This window comes from Promicromonospora sp. AC04 (assembly GCF_003058225.1).
Lineage (GTDB): Bacteria > Actinomycetota > Actinomycetes > Actinomycetales > Cellulomonadaceae > Promicromonospora.
The window spans coordinates 146273-164341 of the sequence record NZ_QBUG01000013.1 but is presented as its reverse complement, the minus strand read 5'-3'; the positions used below and the strand labels follow the sequence as shown (position 1 = coordinate 164341).

Here is an 18069-nt window from a genome sequence, read left to right as displayed (position 1 = left end):
TGCGATGTGGTGTAAGCCACAGCATCCCCGCGGCGGCAGGACGGCACTGAACGCGGAACCTCGTGGGCAGTGTGAGACCGCCGGATCGGCCGGTCGAGACCGCGACGGCTCGCAAGAGCCGCCTGGCCCCCAGGCCGAATCGTGGTAGGGACTCCCGCGCGAGCGGGCGCGTCCCGTCTCGCCGCCCGTGCCCGGAACGTCCGACGACTGGACACGAGTGAACCCCCGTTTTGAGCAGCAGAGTTCTGGCTCCATCCCCAGCACCAACTCAGAGTCCGAGGCCGTAACGCCTCAGGCCGCCCCCTCGAAGCGTCGCCGTCGCTGGCCTCTCGTCGCCGGCCTCGCAGCCGTTGCGATCGCCGCTTCCGGATCCGTCGCCTTCGCAGAGGCGCGCAAGACCGTCACGCTCGACGTCGACGGCACCGCCAAGACCATCACCACCTACTCCGGTTCCGTCGAGGGCATGCTCGAGTCGCAGGGCATCCGCCTGGGCGAGCGCGACGTCGTGGCCCCCGGAACCGATGCCAAGCTTGCCGACGGCGACCAGGTGGTCGTCCGCTACGCCCGCCAGGTCACCATGACCGACGGCGAGGACGAGCGTGACGTCTGGGTCACCGTCACCGACGCGAGCGAGGCCCTCACCACCCTCGCCGAGCGCGGCGGCGACGTCGCCCTGGTGGCGTCCCGCTCCGGCGACCGCGCCTCGCTCCCGCTCCGCCTCAACGACGACGGCCCTGTCGCCGTCGTGGCGGATGGTTCGACCCAGGTGGTCGAGGACCACGCGGAGAGCGTCGACAGCGTGCTCGCCGACGTCAAGGTCGAGCTCGACAAGGACGACCGCGTGAGCATCGTCCCGGTCTCCACCCTGGCCGAGGACAAGGCGATCGACGTCAAGACGGCCAAGTCCGCCAAGCAAGCCGGCGCGGACGTCGCCGTCCAGGTGCAGCGTGTCGAGACCAAGAAGGTCACCCAGAAGTTCGACCTGGACTACGACACCAAGACCACCAAGGACAACGACCGCTACGAGGACGAGGACAACCTCGTCCGGACCGAGGGCGAGGAGGGTGTCCGCACCCGCGTCGTCCTCCTGCGTACGGTCGACGGCGAGGTCGTCGCTCGCAAGGAGCTCTCCAACAAGGTGACGAAGCAGCCGGTCGACCGGGTCGTCGTCGAGGGCACCAAGGAGCGCCCGGTCGTGGAGGAGACCTCCGTCGAGGACACGAGCGAGTCCAGCACCACGGTGCCGTCGGGCTCGGTCAAGGAGATCGGCCAGCAGATGGCCGCCGCCCGCGGCTGGACCGGCTCGGAGTGGACCTGCCTCGACCTCCTGTGGGAGCGCGAGTCGGGCTGGAACTACCAGGCGGCCAACCCGTCGTCGGGCGCATACGGCATCCCGCAGGCGCTGCCGGGCTCCAAGATGGGCACGGCGGGCTCGGACTGGGCGACCAACCCGGCCACCCAGATCGAGTGGGGCCTCGGCTACATCGCGGACCGCTACGGCACGCCGTGCGGTGCGTGGGGCCACTCGGAGTCGGTGGGTTGGTACTGATCCAGTTAGGCTCACCTGCATGAACGACACCTCAAGCGCCCTGCTCGGTCCCGCGGAGATCCGCGACCTGGCAGGGCGCTTGGGTGTTCGGCCCACGAAGACGCTGGGCCAGAACTTCCTGCACGACGGCGGCACGGTCCGCAAGATCGTGCGCATCGCCGGGCTCCGGCCCGGCGAGCGGGTGGTGGAGGTCGGTCCCGGGCTGGGCTCCCTGACCCTGGGCCTGGTGGAGGCCGGCGCCTCGGTGGTGGCGATCGAGATCGACCCGGTCCTGGCCGGCCAGATCACCGACACGGTGCTGGGGCGGTTCCCGGACGCCGACTTCGAGGTGGTGCTGTCCGACGCGATGGACGTCACCGTCCTGCCCGGCGAGCCGCCGACGGCGCTCGTGGCGAACCTCCCGTACAACGTGGCCGTTCCCGTGCTGCTCACCATGCTGCAGCGGTTCGACTCGCTCGAACGCGTGCTCGTGATGGTCCAGGCCGAGGTGGCCGACCGGGTCGCCGCCGTGCCGGGCTCCAAGATCTACGGCATCCCTTCGGTGAAGGCCGCCTGGTACGCGTCGGCCCGCCGCGCCGGAACGATCGGGCGCAACGTCTTCTGGCCCGCCCCGAACGTCGACTCCGCGCTCGTCCAGCTGGAGCGCCGGGAACCGCCGTCGACCTCCGCGCCGCGGGAGCGGGTCTTCGCCGTCGTGGACGCCGCGTTCGCGCAGCGGCGCAAGACGCTCCGGGCCGCGCTGTCCGGGCTGTTCGGCTCCGGAGTCGCTGCCGAGGCGGCGCTCCGCGCCGCGGGCGTGGACCCGGGCGCGCGCGGCGAGACGCTCGTCGTCGAGCAGTTCGCGCGTATCGCGGAGCAGCTCCCCGACGCGTCGGACACAGGGGGCAGCCCGGTGACCCCCGCGGCTGACAGCACGGAGGGGGCCGAGTGATCCCGCGTCTCGCAGCGGCCCCGCCGCCGTCGGTCCGGGTCCGCGCGCCCGGCAAGGTCAACCTCGCGTTGCGGGTGGGCCCCGTCGGCGACGACGGCTACCACCCGCTGGCGACGATCTTCCAGGCCGTGTCGCTGTACGAGGAGGTGACGGCCACCCACGTGGCGCCCGGCACCGGCATCTCGCTGACGGTCTCGGGCCCGCAGGCCGACGCCGTCCCGACCGACGAGACCAACCTCGCCTGGCGCGCCGCCGTGCTGCTGGCCGAGCGCACCGGCCTGTCGGCCGACGTCAAGCTGCACATCACCAAGGGTGTGCCCGTCGCCGGGGGCATGGCGGGCGGGTCGGCGGACGCCGCCGCGGCGCTCGTGGCGTGCGACGCGCTCTGGGAGGCCGGGGTGCCGCGCCCCGAGCTCGTGGAGCTCGCCGCCGAGCTCGGGGCCGACGTGCCGTTCTCGCTGCTGGGACACACCGCCGTCGGAACGGGCCGGGGCGACCTGCTGACGCCCGCGATGACGCGCGGCGAGTTCCACTGGTGCTTCGCCACGCAGCGCAAGGGCCTGTCGACCCCCACCGTGTTCCGCAGGTTCGACGAGCTGGCCGGCCCGTCGACGCCGAAGGTGGCCCCCACCGACGACACCGCGATCATGCACGCGCTGCGCGCCGGAGACGCCGTGGCGCTCGGCAGGGCGCTGCACAACGACCTGGAGGCCCCGGCCGTCGACCTGCGGCCCGAGCTCGCCGAGGTGCTGGAGGTCGCCACCGAGTCCGGGGCGCTGGGTGCGGTCGTGTCCGGGTCCGGGCCCACCGTGGCCGCGCTGGGCCGGTCCAGGCAGCACGCCCTGGCGCTGGGCGCCGCGTGGACGGCGGCCGACGTCGTCGATGCGGTCTGGACCGCCACGGGCCCGGCTCCCGGAACCCAGCTGGTAACCGCGATCGCCCGCTGACGAGGCGCTTGGTTGTGGGCGTGATCGTTGCGACTACGTGCCCGCTTCAGGCGCAATGATCGCGCCCACAACCAGTTAGTAGGCGATCTGGGGGACGAAGACCGTTGTCAGGTGGGTGTGGCGGGTGATCCAGCTCGTGCGGCGTCTCGCCAGGTCCTTCTCGGTGGTCAGGACGCACTCGACCACACGCTCGACCGAGCCTGTCATCGCGCTGAGCGCCAGCGCGGCGCCCACGCCCCACTCCTCCAGCAGCACCTGGGTGCCCGCACCCTGCACGAGCTGCAGCGGAGCGCTCGCACGGCGGGCGAACGCGACCAGCGAGTCCTGGTGTGCCGCGGGGATGTCGCCCTCGACCAGGGCGCACGCGAGGTCGGGCAGCAGCCCCGCCGTCGCGACGGCGGCCGCGGCCACCGGACCGGTGCCGAGCACCGCGACGCGTGAGGGATCCACGCTCGCAAGGGTGCGCAGCGCCTGCACCGCCCGGACGGCGTCGGTGAAGACTCCGCGGTTGTACGGGTCGCCGGCGTCGTCACCGGGCAGCTCGACCACGAGGTGCGCGAACCCGCCGGGTGCGAGCCACTCCAGGTCGCGCGAGGCGTCGCGACCGGCGGGCCGCAGCTCGACCAGGCCCGGCAGGGTCGAGGCTGCCCCGACCGGTGTGACGAGCCAGCCCGCCACGGGGCGGCCCTGGAACCCGGCGAACGTCACGGTCTCGGCAGCGAGGTCGCGGGAGCGGGCGGACGCGGCGGTCAGGACCGGTGCTACCTCGATGTCGCGGTGCGCGGAGAGCGTCTCCGACCAGAACAGGTCGAAGTCCGCGGGTTCGTCGGTGGCAGGCGGCGTGGCCGGTGCCACCGTGACGAGCGGCAGGTCGTACTCAGACACGGCGGAGACCTCCGGGTGGTGGGCGTGCGCTGGGAGCCTACAGCCCGTACATAACAGGTAAATCTCGGCCCACGTCCGCGCCCTCGCTCCGCCCCCTCAGATGATCTTGCCCAGCCACGCGAGCTTGCGCGGGAACCGGTAGTCGCCGCCGCCCTCGTGGTTGTTGTACGGGTAGACGTCGATCTCCTTGACGACCGCCCCGGCGCTCCCCGGCCCCCAGTTGTTGAACGCGGCGTACACGGTGGACGGCGGGCAGGTGGCGTCCATGAGCGCCACCGAGAACAGGCCGGCCGAACGGGCCCGCCGGGCGAACGACACCCCGTCGAGGTAGGAGAATGTGCGCCAGACCTGCGCCTCGACCGCCGGATCGCGGTACACGGAGAGGTACTTCGTGATCTCGCCGTACGGGAGGTTGTCCGTGATCGACACCGCCCGGCGGTAGTGGCTCAGGAACGGCACGTCGGGCATCGCGGCCACGACGTCGGGCACGAGGCCCGCCACCGCGATGGTGATGCCGCCGCCCTGGCTGCCGCCGTGCACCGCCACGCGCCGCGGGTCGAGACCCGGGATCGCCCGCGCCGCGTCGACGGCGCGGGCACCGTCGGTGAAGACGCGCCGGTAGTAGTGGTCGTGCGGGTCGAGCACGCCGCGGGTCATGAAGCCGGGCGACGCCGGGCCGGACCCCACCGGGTCGGGCGTGTCCCCGCCGGCGCCCCAGCCCGAACCCTGGCCGCGTGTGTCCATCATGAGGTGCGCGTAGCCCGCCGCCGCCCAGTGGATGCGCTCGTGCGGCAGGCCCCGCCCGCCGCCGTAGCCCTGGTACTCGACCACGACGGGCAGGTCGCCGTCGGAGTGCGCGGGCCGCGTGAGCCAGGCCTTGACGGGGTGCCCGCCGAACCCGGGGAACGTGACGTCGTCGACCAGGATCTCGGTCAGCCCGACGTCGATGCGCTCCACCTTCGGCGCCTCGTCGAACGTGCGGGCCTCCGCAAGGGTCGTCGACCAGAACTCGTCGAAGTCACTGGGCTCGTCGACCTCGGGGGTGTACCTCTCGAGATCGGACAGCGGCATGTCGAACTGGGCCACGTTTGCTGCTCCTCGGCGTCGTCGTCGGCTGGGTCAAACGGCGGAGTCCTCCGGCTCGGTCGCCGTCGACCGGGGTGAGCCTAGCGCGCGACTACCCTTGGTAGGTGGCACATCTCCTCGGCGCAGACGGCATCGCGCTGACCATCGGTACTCGCACCCTCCTGGCGGACGTCTCGCTCGGGCTCGACGACGGCGACCGCGTCGGCGTGGTCGGCCCCAACGGCGCGGGCAAGTCGACCCTGCTCCGCATCCTCGCGGGCACCTCGCTGCCCGACGGCGGGCGGGTCACCAAGGTGGGCGGCTCCACCCTGGGCATGCTGGACCAGCGGGACGAGCTGGCCGCCGACGCCACCGTCCTCGACATCGTGCACGGCGACGCCGAGACCCACGTCTGGGCGTCGGACGCCCGGATCCGCGAGGTGCACGACGGCCTGCTCGCCGACCTCGCCTGGGACGCCCCGGCCGAGAAGCTCTCCGGCGGCCAGCGCCGCCGCGTGGCGCTCGCGGCCCTGCTCGCGCGGGACCCGGACGTGCTGCTGCTCGACGAGCCCACGAACCACCTCGACGTCGAGGGCGTGGCCTGGCTCGCCGCGCACCTGCGCGAGCGGTACGGGCGCCCCGGCGCGACCGGTGCGCTCGTGGTCGTGACGCACGACCGCTGGTTCCTCGACGAGGTCTGCACCCGCATGTGGGAGGTGCGCGGGGACGACACGGGCGCAGTCGACGGGTACGAGGGCGGCTACGCGGCCTACATCCTGGCGCGCGCCGAGCGGGCCCGGCAGGCCGCCACGGCCGCCGAGAAGCGGGACAACCTGCTGCGCAAGGAGCTCGCGTGGCTGCGCCGCGGGGCACCGGCCCGCACGTCCAAGCCGAAGTTCCGGCTCGACGCCGCGTCCGCTCTGATCGACGACGAGCCGCCGCCCCGCGACTCGATGGAGCTGACCCGCATGGCGACGCGGCGGCTGGGCAAGGACGTGCTGGACCTGGAGTCCGTCAGCGTGACGGTCCCGGGCAAGGTTCTGTTCGACGACGTGACCTGGCGCCTGGGCCCCGGCGACCGGTACGGCGTCGTCGGCGTCAACGGCGCGGGCAAGACGACGCTGCTCGCGCTGCTCGCCGGGCGGCGCGCCCCGGACTCCGGGCGGGTCAAGCGGGGCAAGACCATCCACGTGCGAGAGCTGACGCAGGACGTCGCCGAGCTGGACGAGCTCGGGGGCCTGACGGCCGTCGAGGTGATCGAGCAGGAGAAGGGCCGGGTCGTCGTCGACGGCAAGGAGCTCACCGCGGCGCAGCTCACCGAGAAGCTCGGCTTCACGCGGGAGCGCGCGTACACGCCGGTGCGGGACCTGTCCGGCGGCGAGCGGCGTCGGCTCCAGCTGCTGCGCCTGCTCGTGGCCGAGCCGAACGTGCTGCTGCTCGACGAGCCCACCAACGACCTCGACACCGACACCCTCGCGGCCGTCGAGGACCTGCTGGACGGGTGGCTGGGCACGCTGATCGTCGTCTCGCACGACCGGTACCTGCTGGAGCGGGTGGCGGACCGGCAGGTCGCGCTGCTCGGCGACGGCACGATCCGCGACCTGCCCGGGGGTGTGGAGGAGTACCTGCGGCTGCGGGCAACGGCGAAGGCCGCCGGCGCCTCGGCGTCGGGTACGCCCGCCGGCTCGGGCGGCGGTCCCGGCGCTGGTTCGGTCGGCGGCGGGACGACGTCGGGCGCTGCTCCGGCCGGGGACGGCGACGAGTTCTCGCAACGCGACATCCGCGCTGCACGAAAAGAGGTCTCCCGAATTGAGCGTCGTCTTGCGAAGATTGCCCAGAAGGAGGCCGAGCTGCACGAAACCATCGCACAGCAGGCAACGGACTACCAGGCTGTCGCACGGCTGGACGCGGACCTCCGCGACCTCGTGAGCGAACGCGACGAGCTCGAGGCGGCCTGGTTGGAAGCGGCGGAGGTGGCGGGATGACCGACAACGAAGTGGCACCGCTCGACGGCGTGGACCGAGCTCTGGTCGACGCACTGCGCAAGGACGGTCGCACCACGCTCGCGGTGCTGTCCGAGATCTCGGGACTGTCCCTGTCCGCGGTGCAGGTGCGCGTGCGAAAACTGGAGGCGCGCGGCGTCATCACGGGCTATCGGGCGGTGGTCAACCCGGAGGCCGTCGGGCTGCCGCTCTCCGCCTTCATCGAGATCACGCCCCTGGACCAGGCGCAGGAGGACGATGCGCCCGAGCGGCTGCGGGGCATGGCCGGCATCGAGTCGTGCTACTCGGTGGCGGGCAACGCGAACTACCTGCTCACCGCCCGCGTGGCATCGCCGCGCGCGTTGGAGGAGCTGCTCGGGAAGATCCGCCGCACGGCGAAGGTCTCGACGCGCACGACGGTGGTGCTCCAGACGTACTTCGAGGGGCAGACGACCGAGCCCGCCTGAGCTCCACCCGCGCCGGGCGCGCGTGAGCGACCTGGTGCCCCGCGCTGGGCGCTCAGCGCAGCGTGAGGGCCGGGTGGTCCAGCGTGAGCGTGCCGGCGTCGGCGTCCAGCTCGGCGGACACACCCAGCGGCACGGTGAGCGGGTCGGGCCCGTGACCGAACCCGAGCTCGCCCAGGATCGGGATGCCGAGCGGCCCGAGCAGGTCCAGGACTATCGGCTCGACCGGCTCGCAGTCCTGCCACGAGCCCAGCACGATGCCCACCGCTCCGTCGAACCAGCCGGCGCGCAGCAGGTGCGTGAGGAACGAGTCGATCCGGTAGGCCTTCTCGTCGACGTCCTCCAGCAGCACGATCCCGCCGGCGGCGGACGGCGGCGTGGTGCCGACCCCGACGGACGTGGTCAGGAGCGAGAGGCAGCCGCCGGTAGTGATGCCGCGGGCTGTCCCGCCGACCAGGGTGTGCGCCTGCGGGCTGGTGACCGTCTGCGCGGTCTCCGGCTCGAACAGGGTGCGCCGCAGGTGCTCGCGAGCCGGCTCGGACTTGAGGAACGACACCGTCCCCGACATCGGGCCGTGCAGCGATACCAGCCCGAGCCGGGCGGCGACCGCCTGGTGCAGCACCGTGCAGTCGCTGTACCCGACGAGTACCTTGGGATCGGTGGCGGCGAGCGCGTCCCAGTCGACGAGCTCGACCATCCGCGCCGCCCCGTACCCGCCGCGCGCCGTGACTATCCCGCGGACGTCGGGATCGAGCCAGGCCTCCTGGAAGTCGGCGGCGCGCGCCTCGTCGGAGCCGGCCAGGTACCGGTGTCCCGGGTGGGTGTCCTGGACGTGCGGCATCACCTGCACGTCGAGGCCCCAGTCCCGCAGGTGGGCGATGCCGTCGTCGAGCCGGTCGGCAGGCACGGGACCGGAGGGGGCGACGACGGCGACGGTGTCGCCCCGACGCAGTCGCGGCGGGCTGGTCAGGGGCCGCAGCATGCCGCCGAGATTACCTTTCGGTTCGGCTTGCGCTCGCTGACGGTACTTTCTTTCATCCATCTGAAATCTTCCTACGTACTGTCGTGGTGAGTCGGCCCAGCAGACCCGACAACAGTTGGTGATCTTCTGCCGACAGACCGGCCATCAGCTCCTCCTCATGGGTGAGCAGCTCGCGCACGGCACGCTCGACGAGCTCGTGGCCGGCATCGGTCAGGTTTACGGCGACCGCCCGCCGTCCGGCGTCGGACGACGACCGGGCCACCAGCCCGTCGCGCTCCGCCCGCGCGACCCGCTGGGAGATCGCCCCGGCGGTAACGAGCGTCTGTGCCGCGAGCTCCCGCGTCGTCAGGGACCACGGTGTGCCCGAGCGGCGCAGGGTGCTGAGCAGGTCGAGCGTCGCGGGATCGATCCCGATCCTGCGCAGGGTCCGACGCCGGTCGTCCGCCAGGGTCTTCGCGACCCGCCACAGCGGCGTGATCACGCTGATCGACGACACCGGCACGCCCGGCAGCTCGCGTTCCCAGGCCGCGGCGATCACCGCTGGAGGAACGGCCGCCGCGGTGTCGAAGGGGTATTCGGTCACGCGGACCTCCTGTACGTTTAGGTCTAAACATACACGCGATCGGGAGGCAGCAGCATGCCCAGACTTGTTCTCGTCACCGGCGGTTCCGGCGGCATCGGCGGCGCGGTGGCGCGCCAGTTCGTCGAGCAGGGCGACACCGTGGTCATCACCGGTCGCGACGCCGCTCGGCTCGATCGCGCCGTCGAGATGACGGGCGCGCGCGGGGTTCGTTGCGACGTCGGGCAGCCCGCCGACGTCGAGGCGCTCATGGCGCAGCTTGACGCGCCCGTCGACGTGCTCGTGGCCATGGCCGGTGGCAACACGGACTTCGACGGACCCGAACCGGTCGGTCTCGTGCAGGTGGCAGATGGCTGGCGTGCGAACATCGAGGCGAACCTGCTCAGCACGGTGCTGGTCGTGAAGGCCGCCCTGGAGGACATGCCGGCCGGCGGGGCCGTCGTCACCGTCGGTTCGATCGGTGCCGAGTACGCGGGAACGTCGTACGGCGTCGCGAAGGCGGCGGTGCAGGCGTGGACCGCGGGCTTGTCCGCGACGGTCGGTCCGCGTGGGATCACCGCGAACTGCGTAGCGCCCGGGTACATCGCGGACACCGGATACTTCAAGGGCAGACTCACCGACCAGCGCCGCGACCGGCTTGTCGCCGCCACGCACGACCGGCGCCCTGGTCTGCCCGAGGACGTCGCCTCGCTGGTCTCGTTCCTCGCCTCGCCCGGGGCTCGCCACATCACCGGGCAGACGCTGCACATCAATGGCGGGGCGCACGCGACGCGGTGATTCGGGCGGCCACCGAGCAGCGACTGGTCTTGATCTCTGCGACGGCGCTCATGTTCTGGTCTGAGCCGGATCAGTGGCCGGATCCGTGTTGCTTGCTATTCTTGGACCAGCCTCCCCCCATGGGGTGCGAGGAAGTGAAGCCGGGACCCCCCGCCGGAGGACGGGAGCCCGGCTTTCGCGTGTCTACTGCAGGTCGATGTCGATCTCCAGGACTGCGTCCCCGAGCAGTAGCCGGATCTCCACCTCGCTCGCATGCCGGGCGGCGCTTACGGCCCCCGCCACGGCGTCAGGAACCCACAGCATCGGTTCCTCTTTCGGTCGGCCGAAGTCGACGCGCAGGTTCTTTGAGATCATTTGCTGGCTGTAGAGCGCTGCAGCCATCGTTGTGTCGCGCCGGTTGAGGGACTCGTGCCGCGTCTCGAGCCAGACCTTGGTCACGCCCATCTGGTCAAGCTCGTACAGCAGGCGCTCCATGCACTTTCGTCTCGCCCGCTATTGACGTCGGGGGTCGACTGGCGCCGCGACCACGACGACGTGCGCAAGGTCCTGGATACTGATCGCGGAGGCGATCTTGGCGCGACGTGATCTGGTCTCGTCGCGCCAGTGGAGTCGACCGTTGGCTTTCCACACGAGCTCGCGAAGCGCATCGCGAACCGGCTCGCACGACGTCGGGTCGGCAACGACCGCCGCGAGCAAGTAGAGGCCGCGATGTCCGTCGGATGCACGGCGCATCGACTCGTCGACCCAAGCGTGCAGCACAAAGTTGCCGGGGTCGGCAAGGTCACTCTCCATCGGGCAATCATCACGCATGGTTCGTCTGGCTACATGTTGAAAACTGTTGCTTATACGCAACGGGTGGCCTTTCATGGCCAATGTATCCGAAGTACCGTCGTGTAACGCATCGTGATCATGATGGGTTTTCTCCCGGTGCGTCGCTTCCGTCTTTTAAGGGTGGATTGTTACGCTCGCGCTCGCCAGCACATTGCCCGGCTTCGGCGTCGGGCAGACGAAGGAGCGCCGAGGGAATGCCCACCACCCGAACCTGGCTGCAGGCGGGCGGAGGCACCGTGGTCGCCGCCCTGATCATCGCTGCCGTGGTGCAGGCGGTGAACTCGACCGCGACGTGGGTGTCGAACGACCCGGTCGGCGAGTGCGGCAACACGTCCGGTGGCGAGGTGGTCGCCGCCCAGAACGTGCTGTGGGCCGGCACCGGGCTGAAGCCCGTGGACGGGGCCTGGGACAGCGAGTCGGAGGTCGCGACCGAGGCGTTCCAGGCGTACAACGGCCTGCCCGTGAGCGGCTGCGTCGACACCAGCACGTGGGTCACCATGCGCGCGCTCGCGATCTCCCTGTGCGACCCGGAGTTCGAGTGCCAGGGCCCCGACCACCGCATCCGCTACGCCGCTCCGGGCGGCTCGCGCGAGGCGTACTTCGCCGAGAACGACTGCGACTGGGGCTCCTACGTGCAGCCCGGGGTGGCCCGGAGCCCGGTCGCGTCGAACAAGGTCATCGCCCTCTCGCGCGACGCCGTCACCGAGATCGAGTGCGGTGGCTGACGTGGTCACCACCATCGAGGAACCGAAGATCCGGCCGGAATGGCTGCTCGGCGGGGCCGTCACGCTGCTCGGCGCGATCATCATCGTCGTGGTCACGATGGTGATCGGTTCGGGGGAGGACGAGCCCGTCGTCGTCCCGGCGGACGCCACGGAGCTCACCTCCGGCACCTGTGCCGAGGACCTGCGCCAGCCGCACTGGGTGCCCGACGCCGTCCGGCACGCCGTGGCCGAGTGCCCCGCCGACATCTCGGCCGGGATCGGCCGCACGACGGCGGAGGACCACCTCGGGACGTGGATCACGTACACGCTGGACGGGGCAGAGAACGCCGAGACGTTCCGCGGCGAGCCGGGCCTCGCGTGGCCCGAGGAGGAGGTCCGCTCGGGCGCGTACCACCCGGCGTCGGCCATCACCTATGTGGCTTACCCGGGGTCGGGGGAGCTGTCCGAGGAGCTTTCCGGGGACAACGTGACGGTCGAGTCGCAGGATCTCCCGGAGTCGGGCCTGGAGGCGCGGGTCACCCGCGTGGACAACAACGGCTTCGGCCCGGTGCGCGTCGAATGGACCGACGACGCCGGCTCCTACCTGCTGCTCGCCACCCTCGGCCGCACCTCCACGGGGACCGCGGGGCCGACGGTGACGGAGCTGATCAAGATCGCGGACAGCGTCGCGGCCGAGGACAAGTGACGGGCCGGACGCCCAGGTCTGGGGCCTGAGCATCCGGCACGCCGGTCAGAGGGTTTCCGTCAGGACCTCGTCCAGGGCCTGCACCCCGGACTCCAGCGCCTCGACGGTGACGGTCAGCGCCGGGCGGAACCGGACCGACCGCTCGCCGCAGCCCAGCAGCAGCACGCTCCGCTCGGTGAGCGCGGCCAGCACCCGGTCGCGGACCTCACGGGACGGCAGGGTAAGTGCGCACATCAGGCCGCGGCCGCGGACGTCGGTCACGCCGTCGTGCCGGGTGGACAGCTCGATGAGCGCGTCGTGGAGCCGCTTGCCCATGGTCCGGGCCCGGTCCACGAGGCCCTCGGCCTCGTAGGTCTCGAGGATGCGGCGCGAGCGCACCATGTCGGTGAGGTTGCCGCCCCAGGTGGAGTTGATGCGCGACGAGACGGCGAACGCGTTCTCGGGGACCTCGTCCACGCGGCCGCCGGCCATGATGCCGCAGACCTGCGTCTTCTTGCCGAACGCGACGACGTCGGGCGTCACACCGAGCTGCTGGTAGGCCCACGTGGTGCCGGTGATCCCGGCGCCGGTCTGGACCTCGTCCATGATGAACAGCGCGTCGAACTCCTGGCACAGCAGCTGCATGCCCTGGAGGAACGAGGGGCGGAAGTGGTGGTCGCCGCCCTCGCCCTGGATGGGTTCCATGATGAAGGCCGCGATGTCGTGCGGGTTGGCCTCGAACGCGGCGCGGGCGGCCCCGAGCGCGGCGGCCTCGGCCGCGTCCATGTCCTTGCCCTCCGCGATGTACGGGGAGGGGATGCGCGGCCAGTCGAACTTGGGGAACCGGGCGACCTTGCCCGGCTCCGTGTTGGTGAGCGACATCGTGTACCCGGAGCGGCCGTGGAACGCGTGCTCCAGGTGCATCACCTGGGTGCCGAGCTCCGGGGAGCGGCCGTTCGCCTCGTTCAGGCGGGACTTCCAGTCGAACGCGACCTTGAGCGCGTTCTCCACGGCGAGCGCGCCGCCGTCGATGAAGAACAGGTGCGGCAGGGCGGGGTCGCCCAGCACGCGCGCGAACGTGTCGGCGAACCGCGCCATCTCGACCGTGTAGATGTCGGAGTTGGACGGCTTGTTGATCGCGGCGGTGGCGAGCTCCTCGCGGAACGCGGCGTCGTCGGCCAGGGCGGGATGGTTCATGCCGAGGGGTGAGGAGGCGAAGAAGGTGAACAGGTCGAGCCACTCGCGGCCGTCCCGCGCGTCGACGAGCGTGGAGCCGTGCGACCGGGTGAGGTCCAGGACGAGGTCGAACCCGTCGACCAGGAGGTGCTCGCGAAGGGTGGGGAGCACTGCGGTGGGCTCAAGGTGTGTCGTCATGCTGGAAAGGTTGGCAATGATCCTGCCAAGTTTCAATGACTATGGAAAAGTTCCTGTCAGGGCCGTGCGCGCCCCGGGCGCCTCGTGGCGAGCAGCTCCGCCGTTCCGAGCGCCAGCGTGGATGCGAGCATCACCAGCAGCGCCGCGGTCCAGCCGCCCGACGCCGCGTGCACCGCGCCGATCACGGCGGGTGCGGAAGCCGCCACCGCGTAGCCGAACGCCTGCACGGCCGCGACCGTCCGCCGGGTCTGGGCCACGGTGCGGCACCGCTGCGCGACGATGGTGAAGATCACTACGAAGTTCCCGCCCTGGGCGATCCCCGCGAGGCTCACCCACAGCAGCCACCACTGCGGCGCCAGCAGCAGGCCCGCGGGCAGCGCCACCCACAGGAGCCCCATCATCACCGCGGCGCCGCGCATCGGCACCCGGGCGGCCAGCGCGAGCGGGACCAGGACGCTGCCGGCGATGGCGAGGCCCTGGAACGGCGCCGCCGCGTTGCCCGCCGTGGTCACGGACACGCCCAGCAGGTCGCGCAGCAGCTCCGGCAGCCAGCCCGTCACCGCGAAGTACGAGAACGACTGCCCCGCGAACGCCACGACCAGCACCCAGGTGATCGGGCGGCGCAGGACGCCGCTCCACGTCTCGTCGGGCCGCTCGACGATCGCCCGGGCAGGGGTCCCGGTGGGGCCCTCGACCAGCGTCTCGGTGGGGGCCTCGCCTGGCGCGGCGCCGCCGTCGGGCACTGGCCTGGCGATCCTCCGGGTGGTGACCAGCCACACCACGAGCGCCGCTATCGCAACGAGCGACCACGAGGCGACCGCACCCTGCCAGCCCAGCACGGCCGCGAAGGACGCGGTGAGCGACGTCGCGAAGACGGACCCGAGGTTCATCGTCGACGAGTACAGGCCCGTCGCCAGCGCCGTCCTCGAGGAGAAGTCCCGCGCGATGATGACCGGGACCACCACGTTGCCCACGGTGATCGCGCAGCCCAGCACGACGGTCCCCGTGAAGGCCGCAACCACGGCCGCCGTACCCGAACCGGCCGACCGGATCAGCGTCCCCGCGATCACCCCGACCAGGGCGACAGTCACCGCCGCGTACGGCCCGACGCGGGCGATCAGGCCCGACGCCGCCGGCGCCACCACGCTGAAGCAGAGCGCCGGGATGCCCACGAGCAGGCCCGCCAGGGTCTGGTCCAGGCCGAGCCCAGCTGCGACGTCGGCCATGACCGGCGGGAGGGATGTGATGGGGGTGCGCAGGTTCAGGGCGAAGACGAGGACCGCGACGAGCAGCGCGGAGCCGCCTGCCGCTGTGCGGATGTTGCTCATGATGCCGTCATTGTGCGGGACGGGGGCAGTTGGTTGCGTCGGGCGTCCATCGCATCGCCACAAGCAGGGCCGATCGGTACCCCGGGTCCCCGGGAGGGAATGTGGCTTTCCCGCTAGATTGGGCGACCGGTCAGGACTGGATCAACCGAGGGTCTTTGAATGAACAAGCGGCAGGTCTTCCGAGGTGTGGGAGCGCTCGTCGGTGTACTCATGCTGTCGGGGTGCGGTTTCGACCTCGGCAAGCTCGACTACACGGAGCCCGAGTTCGTGGGCTCCTACGTGGGTGACGGGGCGGCGACCGTCGTCGCGCTCGGCGAGGACCGGACGTTCACGGCCGTCGGAGTCCCGAGCGACGTGCTCGACGACGCGATGGACGGCACCGCCGAGGACGCCCCTGCCGAGATCGAGGGCACCTGGAAGTACGTCTCGAAGAACGCGGCGGACCACGTCGAGCTGACCGTGACGGACGCCGACGGCATGCCGGCGAAGCTGGGCGAGCTGCCGCTGTACGTCGCCGACGCCGACGACCTCTTCTTCCTGCCCGACCAGCTCGGCCGCGAGAAGATTGTGGTGAGCCGGAGCCGCTGAGCGGCCGGCGCCACTGGCGCCGCTACTCGTCGAACTGGGCGGTCACCGTGCGCAGCAGGGCCGCCAGCTGCGGGCGCTCCGCGGGGGACAGGGCGGTCAGCACCTTGGCCTCGATGTCGAGCAGGTCGCTCATCGCCGCGTCGACCCGCGCCAGGCCCTCCCCGGTGAGCTCGACCAGGACGCCGCGGCGGTCGTCCGGGGACCGGTGCCGCTGCACGAACCCGCGCGACTCCAGGCGGTCGATCCGGTTGGTCATGGTGCCGCTGGTGACGAGGGTCTGCGTGACGAGCGTGCCGGGCGACAGCCGGTACGGCGCGCCGGCGCGGCGCAGCGCCGAGAGCACGTCGAACTCCCAGGTCTCGAGGCTGTGCCGGGCAAACGCGGTCCGGCGCGCGAGATCGAGGTGGCGGGCCAGGCGGGACACCCGGCTGAACACCGTGAGGGGCTCGAGCTCGAGGTCGGGACGCACGTGGTGCCACGCGGCGACGATGCGGTCGACCTCGTCGGCGGGACCTGTGTGCTCCATGGCGAGAGGCTACCGGATGTCTCGATATCAAGAATCTCGACAGGGCGCGTGGCGCTGCCCGTGGTCGGAGGCCTTGGGGCGACCGTAGGCTCAGGCCTCGTGGGAACAGACATCAGGGTGCACCAGGCGTACGCGGGCCGGGTGCTGCACGGCGCCGGGGCACGGTCACTCGTGCCGGACGAGATCGAACGGCTCGGGGCACAGCGGGTGCTCGTGGTGGCGGCGCCGTCGTCGGCGGAGGTTGCGGAGGACCTGGCCACGGCCCTGGGGGAGCGGTATGCCGCGACCTTCGGGCGTCCGGCCCAGCACACGCCGGTCGAGGTGACCGCGGAGGCGCTCACCCTGGCCAGGGAGGTGCGGGCGGACGCGATCGTCGCGATCGGCGGAGGGTCGTCGATCGGGCTCTCGAAGGCGCTCGCGATCCGGACCGGGATGCCACAGGTCGCCGTGCCCACCACCTACGCCGGCTCGGAGGCGACGCCCGTGCTCGGGGAGACCGAAAACGGCGTCAAGACGACGCGGCGCGACCCCGCCCTGGCGCCGGGCACCGTCGTCTACGACCCGGAGCTCACCTTGTCGATGCCCCACGGGCTCACGCTGACCTCCGCCCTCAACGCGCTGGCGCACGCCGTCGAGGCGCTGTGGGACACCGAGGCGAGCGCCGCGACCCGCGCGTACGGGATGGAGTCCGCCGACGGCATCCTGACGGCGCTGCCCGCGGTCCTGGACCGCCTGTCCGACGTCGTCCCGCGTGGCCGGCTCCAGGAGGCGGCGTGGCTGGCGGGCGCGTGCCTGGCGCAGGCGCGGATGGGCCTGCACCATCAGCTCGCGCACGTGCTCGGCGGGACCTTCGGCCTGCCGCACGCGGAGCTGCACGCCATGCTCCTGCCGCACGTCATGCGGTTCAACCTGGTCGCGGCGCCCGACACGGCCGCCCGGCTGGCGCGGGTTGCGGACGGCGACCCGGTCCTCGCGGTGTCGGCGCTCGCGGCTCTGCACGAAGGTCCGACGACGCTCGGGGCCCTCGGCCTGCCGCGCACCGCGCTGCGCGAGGTGGCCGAGCGGGTGGCGGCGAGCCCCTATCCCAACCCGCGGCCGGTGACCGCGGACGCCGTGGAGGAGCTGCTGCTCGCGGCGTGGTGAGGCTCAGCGGTCCGTGCGGTCCGTGCGGTCCGTGCGGTCCGTGCGGTCCGTGTCGTCCGTCTTGCGGCCGAGCAGGTGCGCCTGTGGGAAGCCCCGCACCTGGTCCTCGCCCGGCGCGATCACCATGTGGGCCACCTCGTGGACGCCGGTCTGCCTCAGCAGGCCGATGACGTGGTCGAGCGAATAGCGCCAGGCGGGCGACACCTTGTGGTCCCAGGGCTCGGCCGTCGCGCCGGCGGCGTCCAGCGCCGGGAATGCCGCGAGGAGGTAGCCGCCGGGTGCCAGTACGCGACTCAGCTCGGCGAGCGTCGCGGGCAGCACGTCCGGCGGCGTGTGGATGAGCGAGTAGTTCGCCAGCACACCGGCGAGGCTCCCGGACGTCACGTCGAGCGCGCCCATGTCGCCGACGTCGAACCGGATGCCCGGGCTGGCCTCGCGGGCCAGCGCCACGAGCTGCGGTGAGAGGTCGACGCCGAAGGCATCGACGCCTCGGTCTTGCAGGTACCTGGTCACGTGCCCGGGCCCGCAGCCGACGTCGGCCACGGGCCCGCCGCCTGCCTGCCGGACCAGGCCGGCGAATGCCTCGACCAGCACGTGGTTCAGCGGCCTTCCGGCAAACGCCTCGCCCGCGAACGCGGTGTAGGCCTGCGCCATGGCGTCGTAGTCGGCGCCGACGGTCGTGAGGTGCTCGGAGGACGTCACGACGGGCAGCGTAGAACAACGCATGG

20 protein-coding genes are annotated in these 18069 nt (G+C 71.9%); 10 read left to right on the top strand and 10 right to left on the bottom strand.

Annotation, left to right across the window (positions count from 1 at the left end):
• Window positions 1-217: 217 nt before the first annotated feature.
• From C8K30_RS27115 to C8K30_RS27105, 3 genes are read left to right on the top strand one after another with little or no spacing between them, the layout of a single operon-like run.
• Window positions 218-1549, top strand: a complete 1332-nt coding sequence (locus tag C8K30_RS27115) for a ubiquitin-like domain-containing protein (protein ID WP_108496012.1) — start codon at window positions 218-220, stop codon at window positions 1547-1549.
• A 19-nt stretch (window positions 1550-1568) separates the two neighbouring features.
• Window positions 1569-2480 carry a 16S rRNA (adenine(1518)-N(6)/adenine(1519)-N(6))-dimethyltransferase RsmA gene (gene rsmA / locus C8K30_RS27110; RefSeq protein WP_108496011.1) on the top strand — a complete coding sequence of 304 codons (912 nt, stop codon included), beginning with the start codon at window positions 1569-1571 and terminating at the stop codon, window positions 2478-2480.
• Window positions 2477-3427 (top strand): 4-(cytidine 5'-diphospho)-2-C-methyl-D-erythritol kinase, encoded by a 951-nt coding sequence (locus tag C8K30_RS27105; protein WP_108496010.1) that lies wholly within the window; start codon window positions 2477-2479, stop codon window positions 3425-3427. Before rsmA ends, C8K30_RS27105 begins: the two co-directional genes overlap by 4 nt.
• 75 nt (window positions 3428-3502) lie before the next feature.
• On the opposite strand, the gene C8K30_RS27100 is transcribed toward C8K30_RS27105, so the two are convergent.
• Both C8K30_RS27100 and C8K30_RS27095 read right to left on the bottom strand, forming a co-directional pair.
• Window positions 3503-4312: an acetylxylan esterase gene (locus tag C8K30_RS27100; protein WP_108496009.1), complete on the bottom strand. Its 810-nt coding sequence runs from the start codon at window positions 4310-4312 to the stop codon at window positions 3503-3505.
• 96 nt (window positions 4313-4408) lie between these two features.
• Entirely contained in the window at window positions 4409-5398 is a 990-nt protein-coding gene (locus tag C8K30_RS27095; RefSeq protein WP_108496008.1) for an acetylxylan esterase, read from the bottom strand.
• Between the two features lie 104 nt (window positions 5399-5502).
• Between C8K30_RS27095 and C8K30_RS27090 the strand changes: the two genes are divergently transcribed.
• Window positions 5503-7362 (top strand): ABC-F family ATP-binding cassette domain-containing protein, encoded by a 1860-nt coding sequence (locus C8K30_RS27090; RefSeq protein WP_108496007.1) that lies wholly within the window; start codon window positions 5503-5505, stop codon window positions 7360-7362.
• Window positions 7359-7826 carry an Lrp/AsnC family transcriptional regulator gene (locus C8K30_RS27085; protein WP_108496006.1) on the top strand — a complete coding sequence of 156 codons (468 nt, stop codon included), beginning with the start codon at window positions 7359-7361 and terminating at the stop codon, window positions 7824-7826. The genes C8K30_RS27090 and C8K30_RS27085 overlap by 4 nt, the downstream gene beginning before the upstream one ends.
• 52 nt (window positions 7827-7878) lie before the next feature.
• Here the strand turns inward: C8K30_RS27085 and C8K30_RS27080 are convergent, their stop codons facing one another.
• Together C8K30_RS27080 and C8K30_RS27075 are read right to left on the bottom strand one after the other, a co-directional pair.
• Window positions 7879-8805 (bottom strand): LD-carboxypeptidase, encoded by a 927-nt coding sequence (locus C8K30_RS27080; RefSeq protein WP_108496005.1) that lies wholly within the window; start codon window positions 8803-8805, stop codon window positions 7879-7881.
• A 52-nt stretch (window positions 8806-8857) separates the two neighbouring features.
• Window positions 8858-9388: a MarR family winged helix-turn-helix transcriptional regulator gene (locus C8K30_RS27075; RefSeq protein WP_108496004.1), complete on the bottom strand. Its 531-nt coding sequence runs from the start codon at window positions 9386-9388 to the stop codon at window positions 8858-8860.
• 54 nt (window positions 9389-9442) lie between these two features.
• Here C8K30_RS27075 and C8K30_RS27070 point away from each other — a divergent pair, with 54 nt between their 5' ends.
• Complete coding sequence (locus tag C8K30_RS27070; RefSeq protein ID WP_108496003.1) at window positions 9443-10162, top strand: SDR family NAD(P)-dependent oxidoreductase; 720 nt, start codon at window positions 9443-9445, stop codon at window positions 10160-10162.
• A gap of 183 nt (window positions 10163-10345) precedes the next feature.
• Here C8K30_RS27070 and C8K30_RS27065 read toward each other — a convergent pair whose 3' ends face one another.
• On the bottom strand, window positions 10346-10636 hold the full coding sequence (locus C8K30_RS27065) for a hypothetical protein (RefSeq protein ID WP_108496002.1): 291 nt from the start codon (window positions 10634-10636) through the stop codon (window positions 10346-10348).
• A gap of 18 nt (window positions 10637-10654) precedes the next feature.
• Entirely contained in the window at window positions 10655-11029 is a 375-nt protein-coding gene (locus tag C8K30_RS30815; protein ID WP_233257503.1) for a hypothetical protein, read from the bottom strand.
• 158 nt (window positions 11030-11187) lie between these two features.
• Between C8K30_RS30815 and C8K30_RS30810 the strand changes: the two genes are divergently transcribed.
• Both C8K30_RS30810 and C8K30_RS27055 read left to right on the top strand, forming a co-directional pair.
• Window positions 11188-11718, top strand: a complete 531-nt coding sequence (locus C8K30_RS30810; RefSeq protein WP_158281132.1) for a peptidoglycan-binding protein — start codon at window positions 11188-11190, stop codon at window positions 11716-11718.
• 1 nt (window position 11719) lies between these two features.
• Window positions 11720-12403 carry a hypothetical protein gene (locus C8K30_RS27055; protein WP_132239360.1) on the top strand — a complete coding sequence of 228 codons (684 nt, stop codon included), beginning with the start codon at window positions 11720-11722 and terminating at the stop codon, window positions 12401-12403.
• A gap of 45 nt (window positions 12404-12448) precedes the next feature.
• Here the strand turns inward: C8K30_RS27055 and lat are convergent, their stop codons facing one another.
• On the bottom strand, window positions 12449-13756 hold the full coding sequence (lat, locus tag C8K30_RS27050; RefSeq protein ID WP_108495999.1) for an L-lysine 6-transaminase: 1308 nt from the start codon (window positions 13754-13756) through the stop codon (window positions 12449-12451).
• Between the two features lie 56 nt (window positions 13757-13812).
• The gene (locus C8K30_RS27045; protein ID WP_108495998.1) at window positions 13813-15084 is read right to left on the bottom strand and encodes a CynX/NimT family MFS transporter; all 1272 of its coding nucleotides are present in this window, start codon (window positions 15082-15084) and stop codon (window positions 13813-13815) included.
• A 159-nt stretch (window positions 15085-15243) separates the two neighbouring features.
• Here C8K30_RS27045 and C8K30_RS27040 point away from each other — a divergent pair, with 159 nt between their 5' ends.
• Complete coding sequence (locus tag C8K30_RS27040; RefSeq protein ID WP_108495997.1) at window positions 15244-15672, top strand: hypothetical protein; 429 nt, start codon at window positions 15244-15246, stop codon at window positions 15670-15672.
• A 22-nt stretch (window positions 15673-15694) separates the two neighbouring features.
• Here C8K30_RS27040 and C8K30_RS27035 read toward each other — a convergent pair whose 3' ends face one another.
• Window positions 15695-16198, bottom strand: a complete 504-nt coding sequence (locus tag C8K30_RS27035) for a MarR family winged helix-turn-helix transcriptional regulator (RefSeq protein ID WP_108495996.1) — start codon at window positions 16196-16198, stop codon at window positions 15695-15697.
• Window positions 16199-16297: 99 nt separating this feature from the next.
• Here C8K30_RS27035 and C8K30_RS27030 point away from each other — a divergent pair, with 99 nt between their 5' ends.
• Window positions 16298-17341, top strand: a complete 1044-nt coding sequence (locus C8K30_RS27030) for a maleylacetate reductase (RefSeq protein ID WP_233257502.1) — start codon at window positions 16298-16300, stop codon at window positions 17339-17341.
• A gap of 3 nt (window positions 17342-17344) precedes the next feature.
• On the opposite strand, the gene C8K30_RS27025 is transcribed toward C8K30_RS27030, so the two are convergent.
• Entirely contained in the window at window positions 17345-18043 is a 699-nt protein-coding gene (locus tag C8K30_RS27025) for a class I SAM-dependent methyltransferase (RefSeq protein WP_108495994.1), read from the bottom strand.
• Window positions 18044-18069 lie beyond the last annotated feature (26 nt).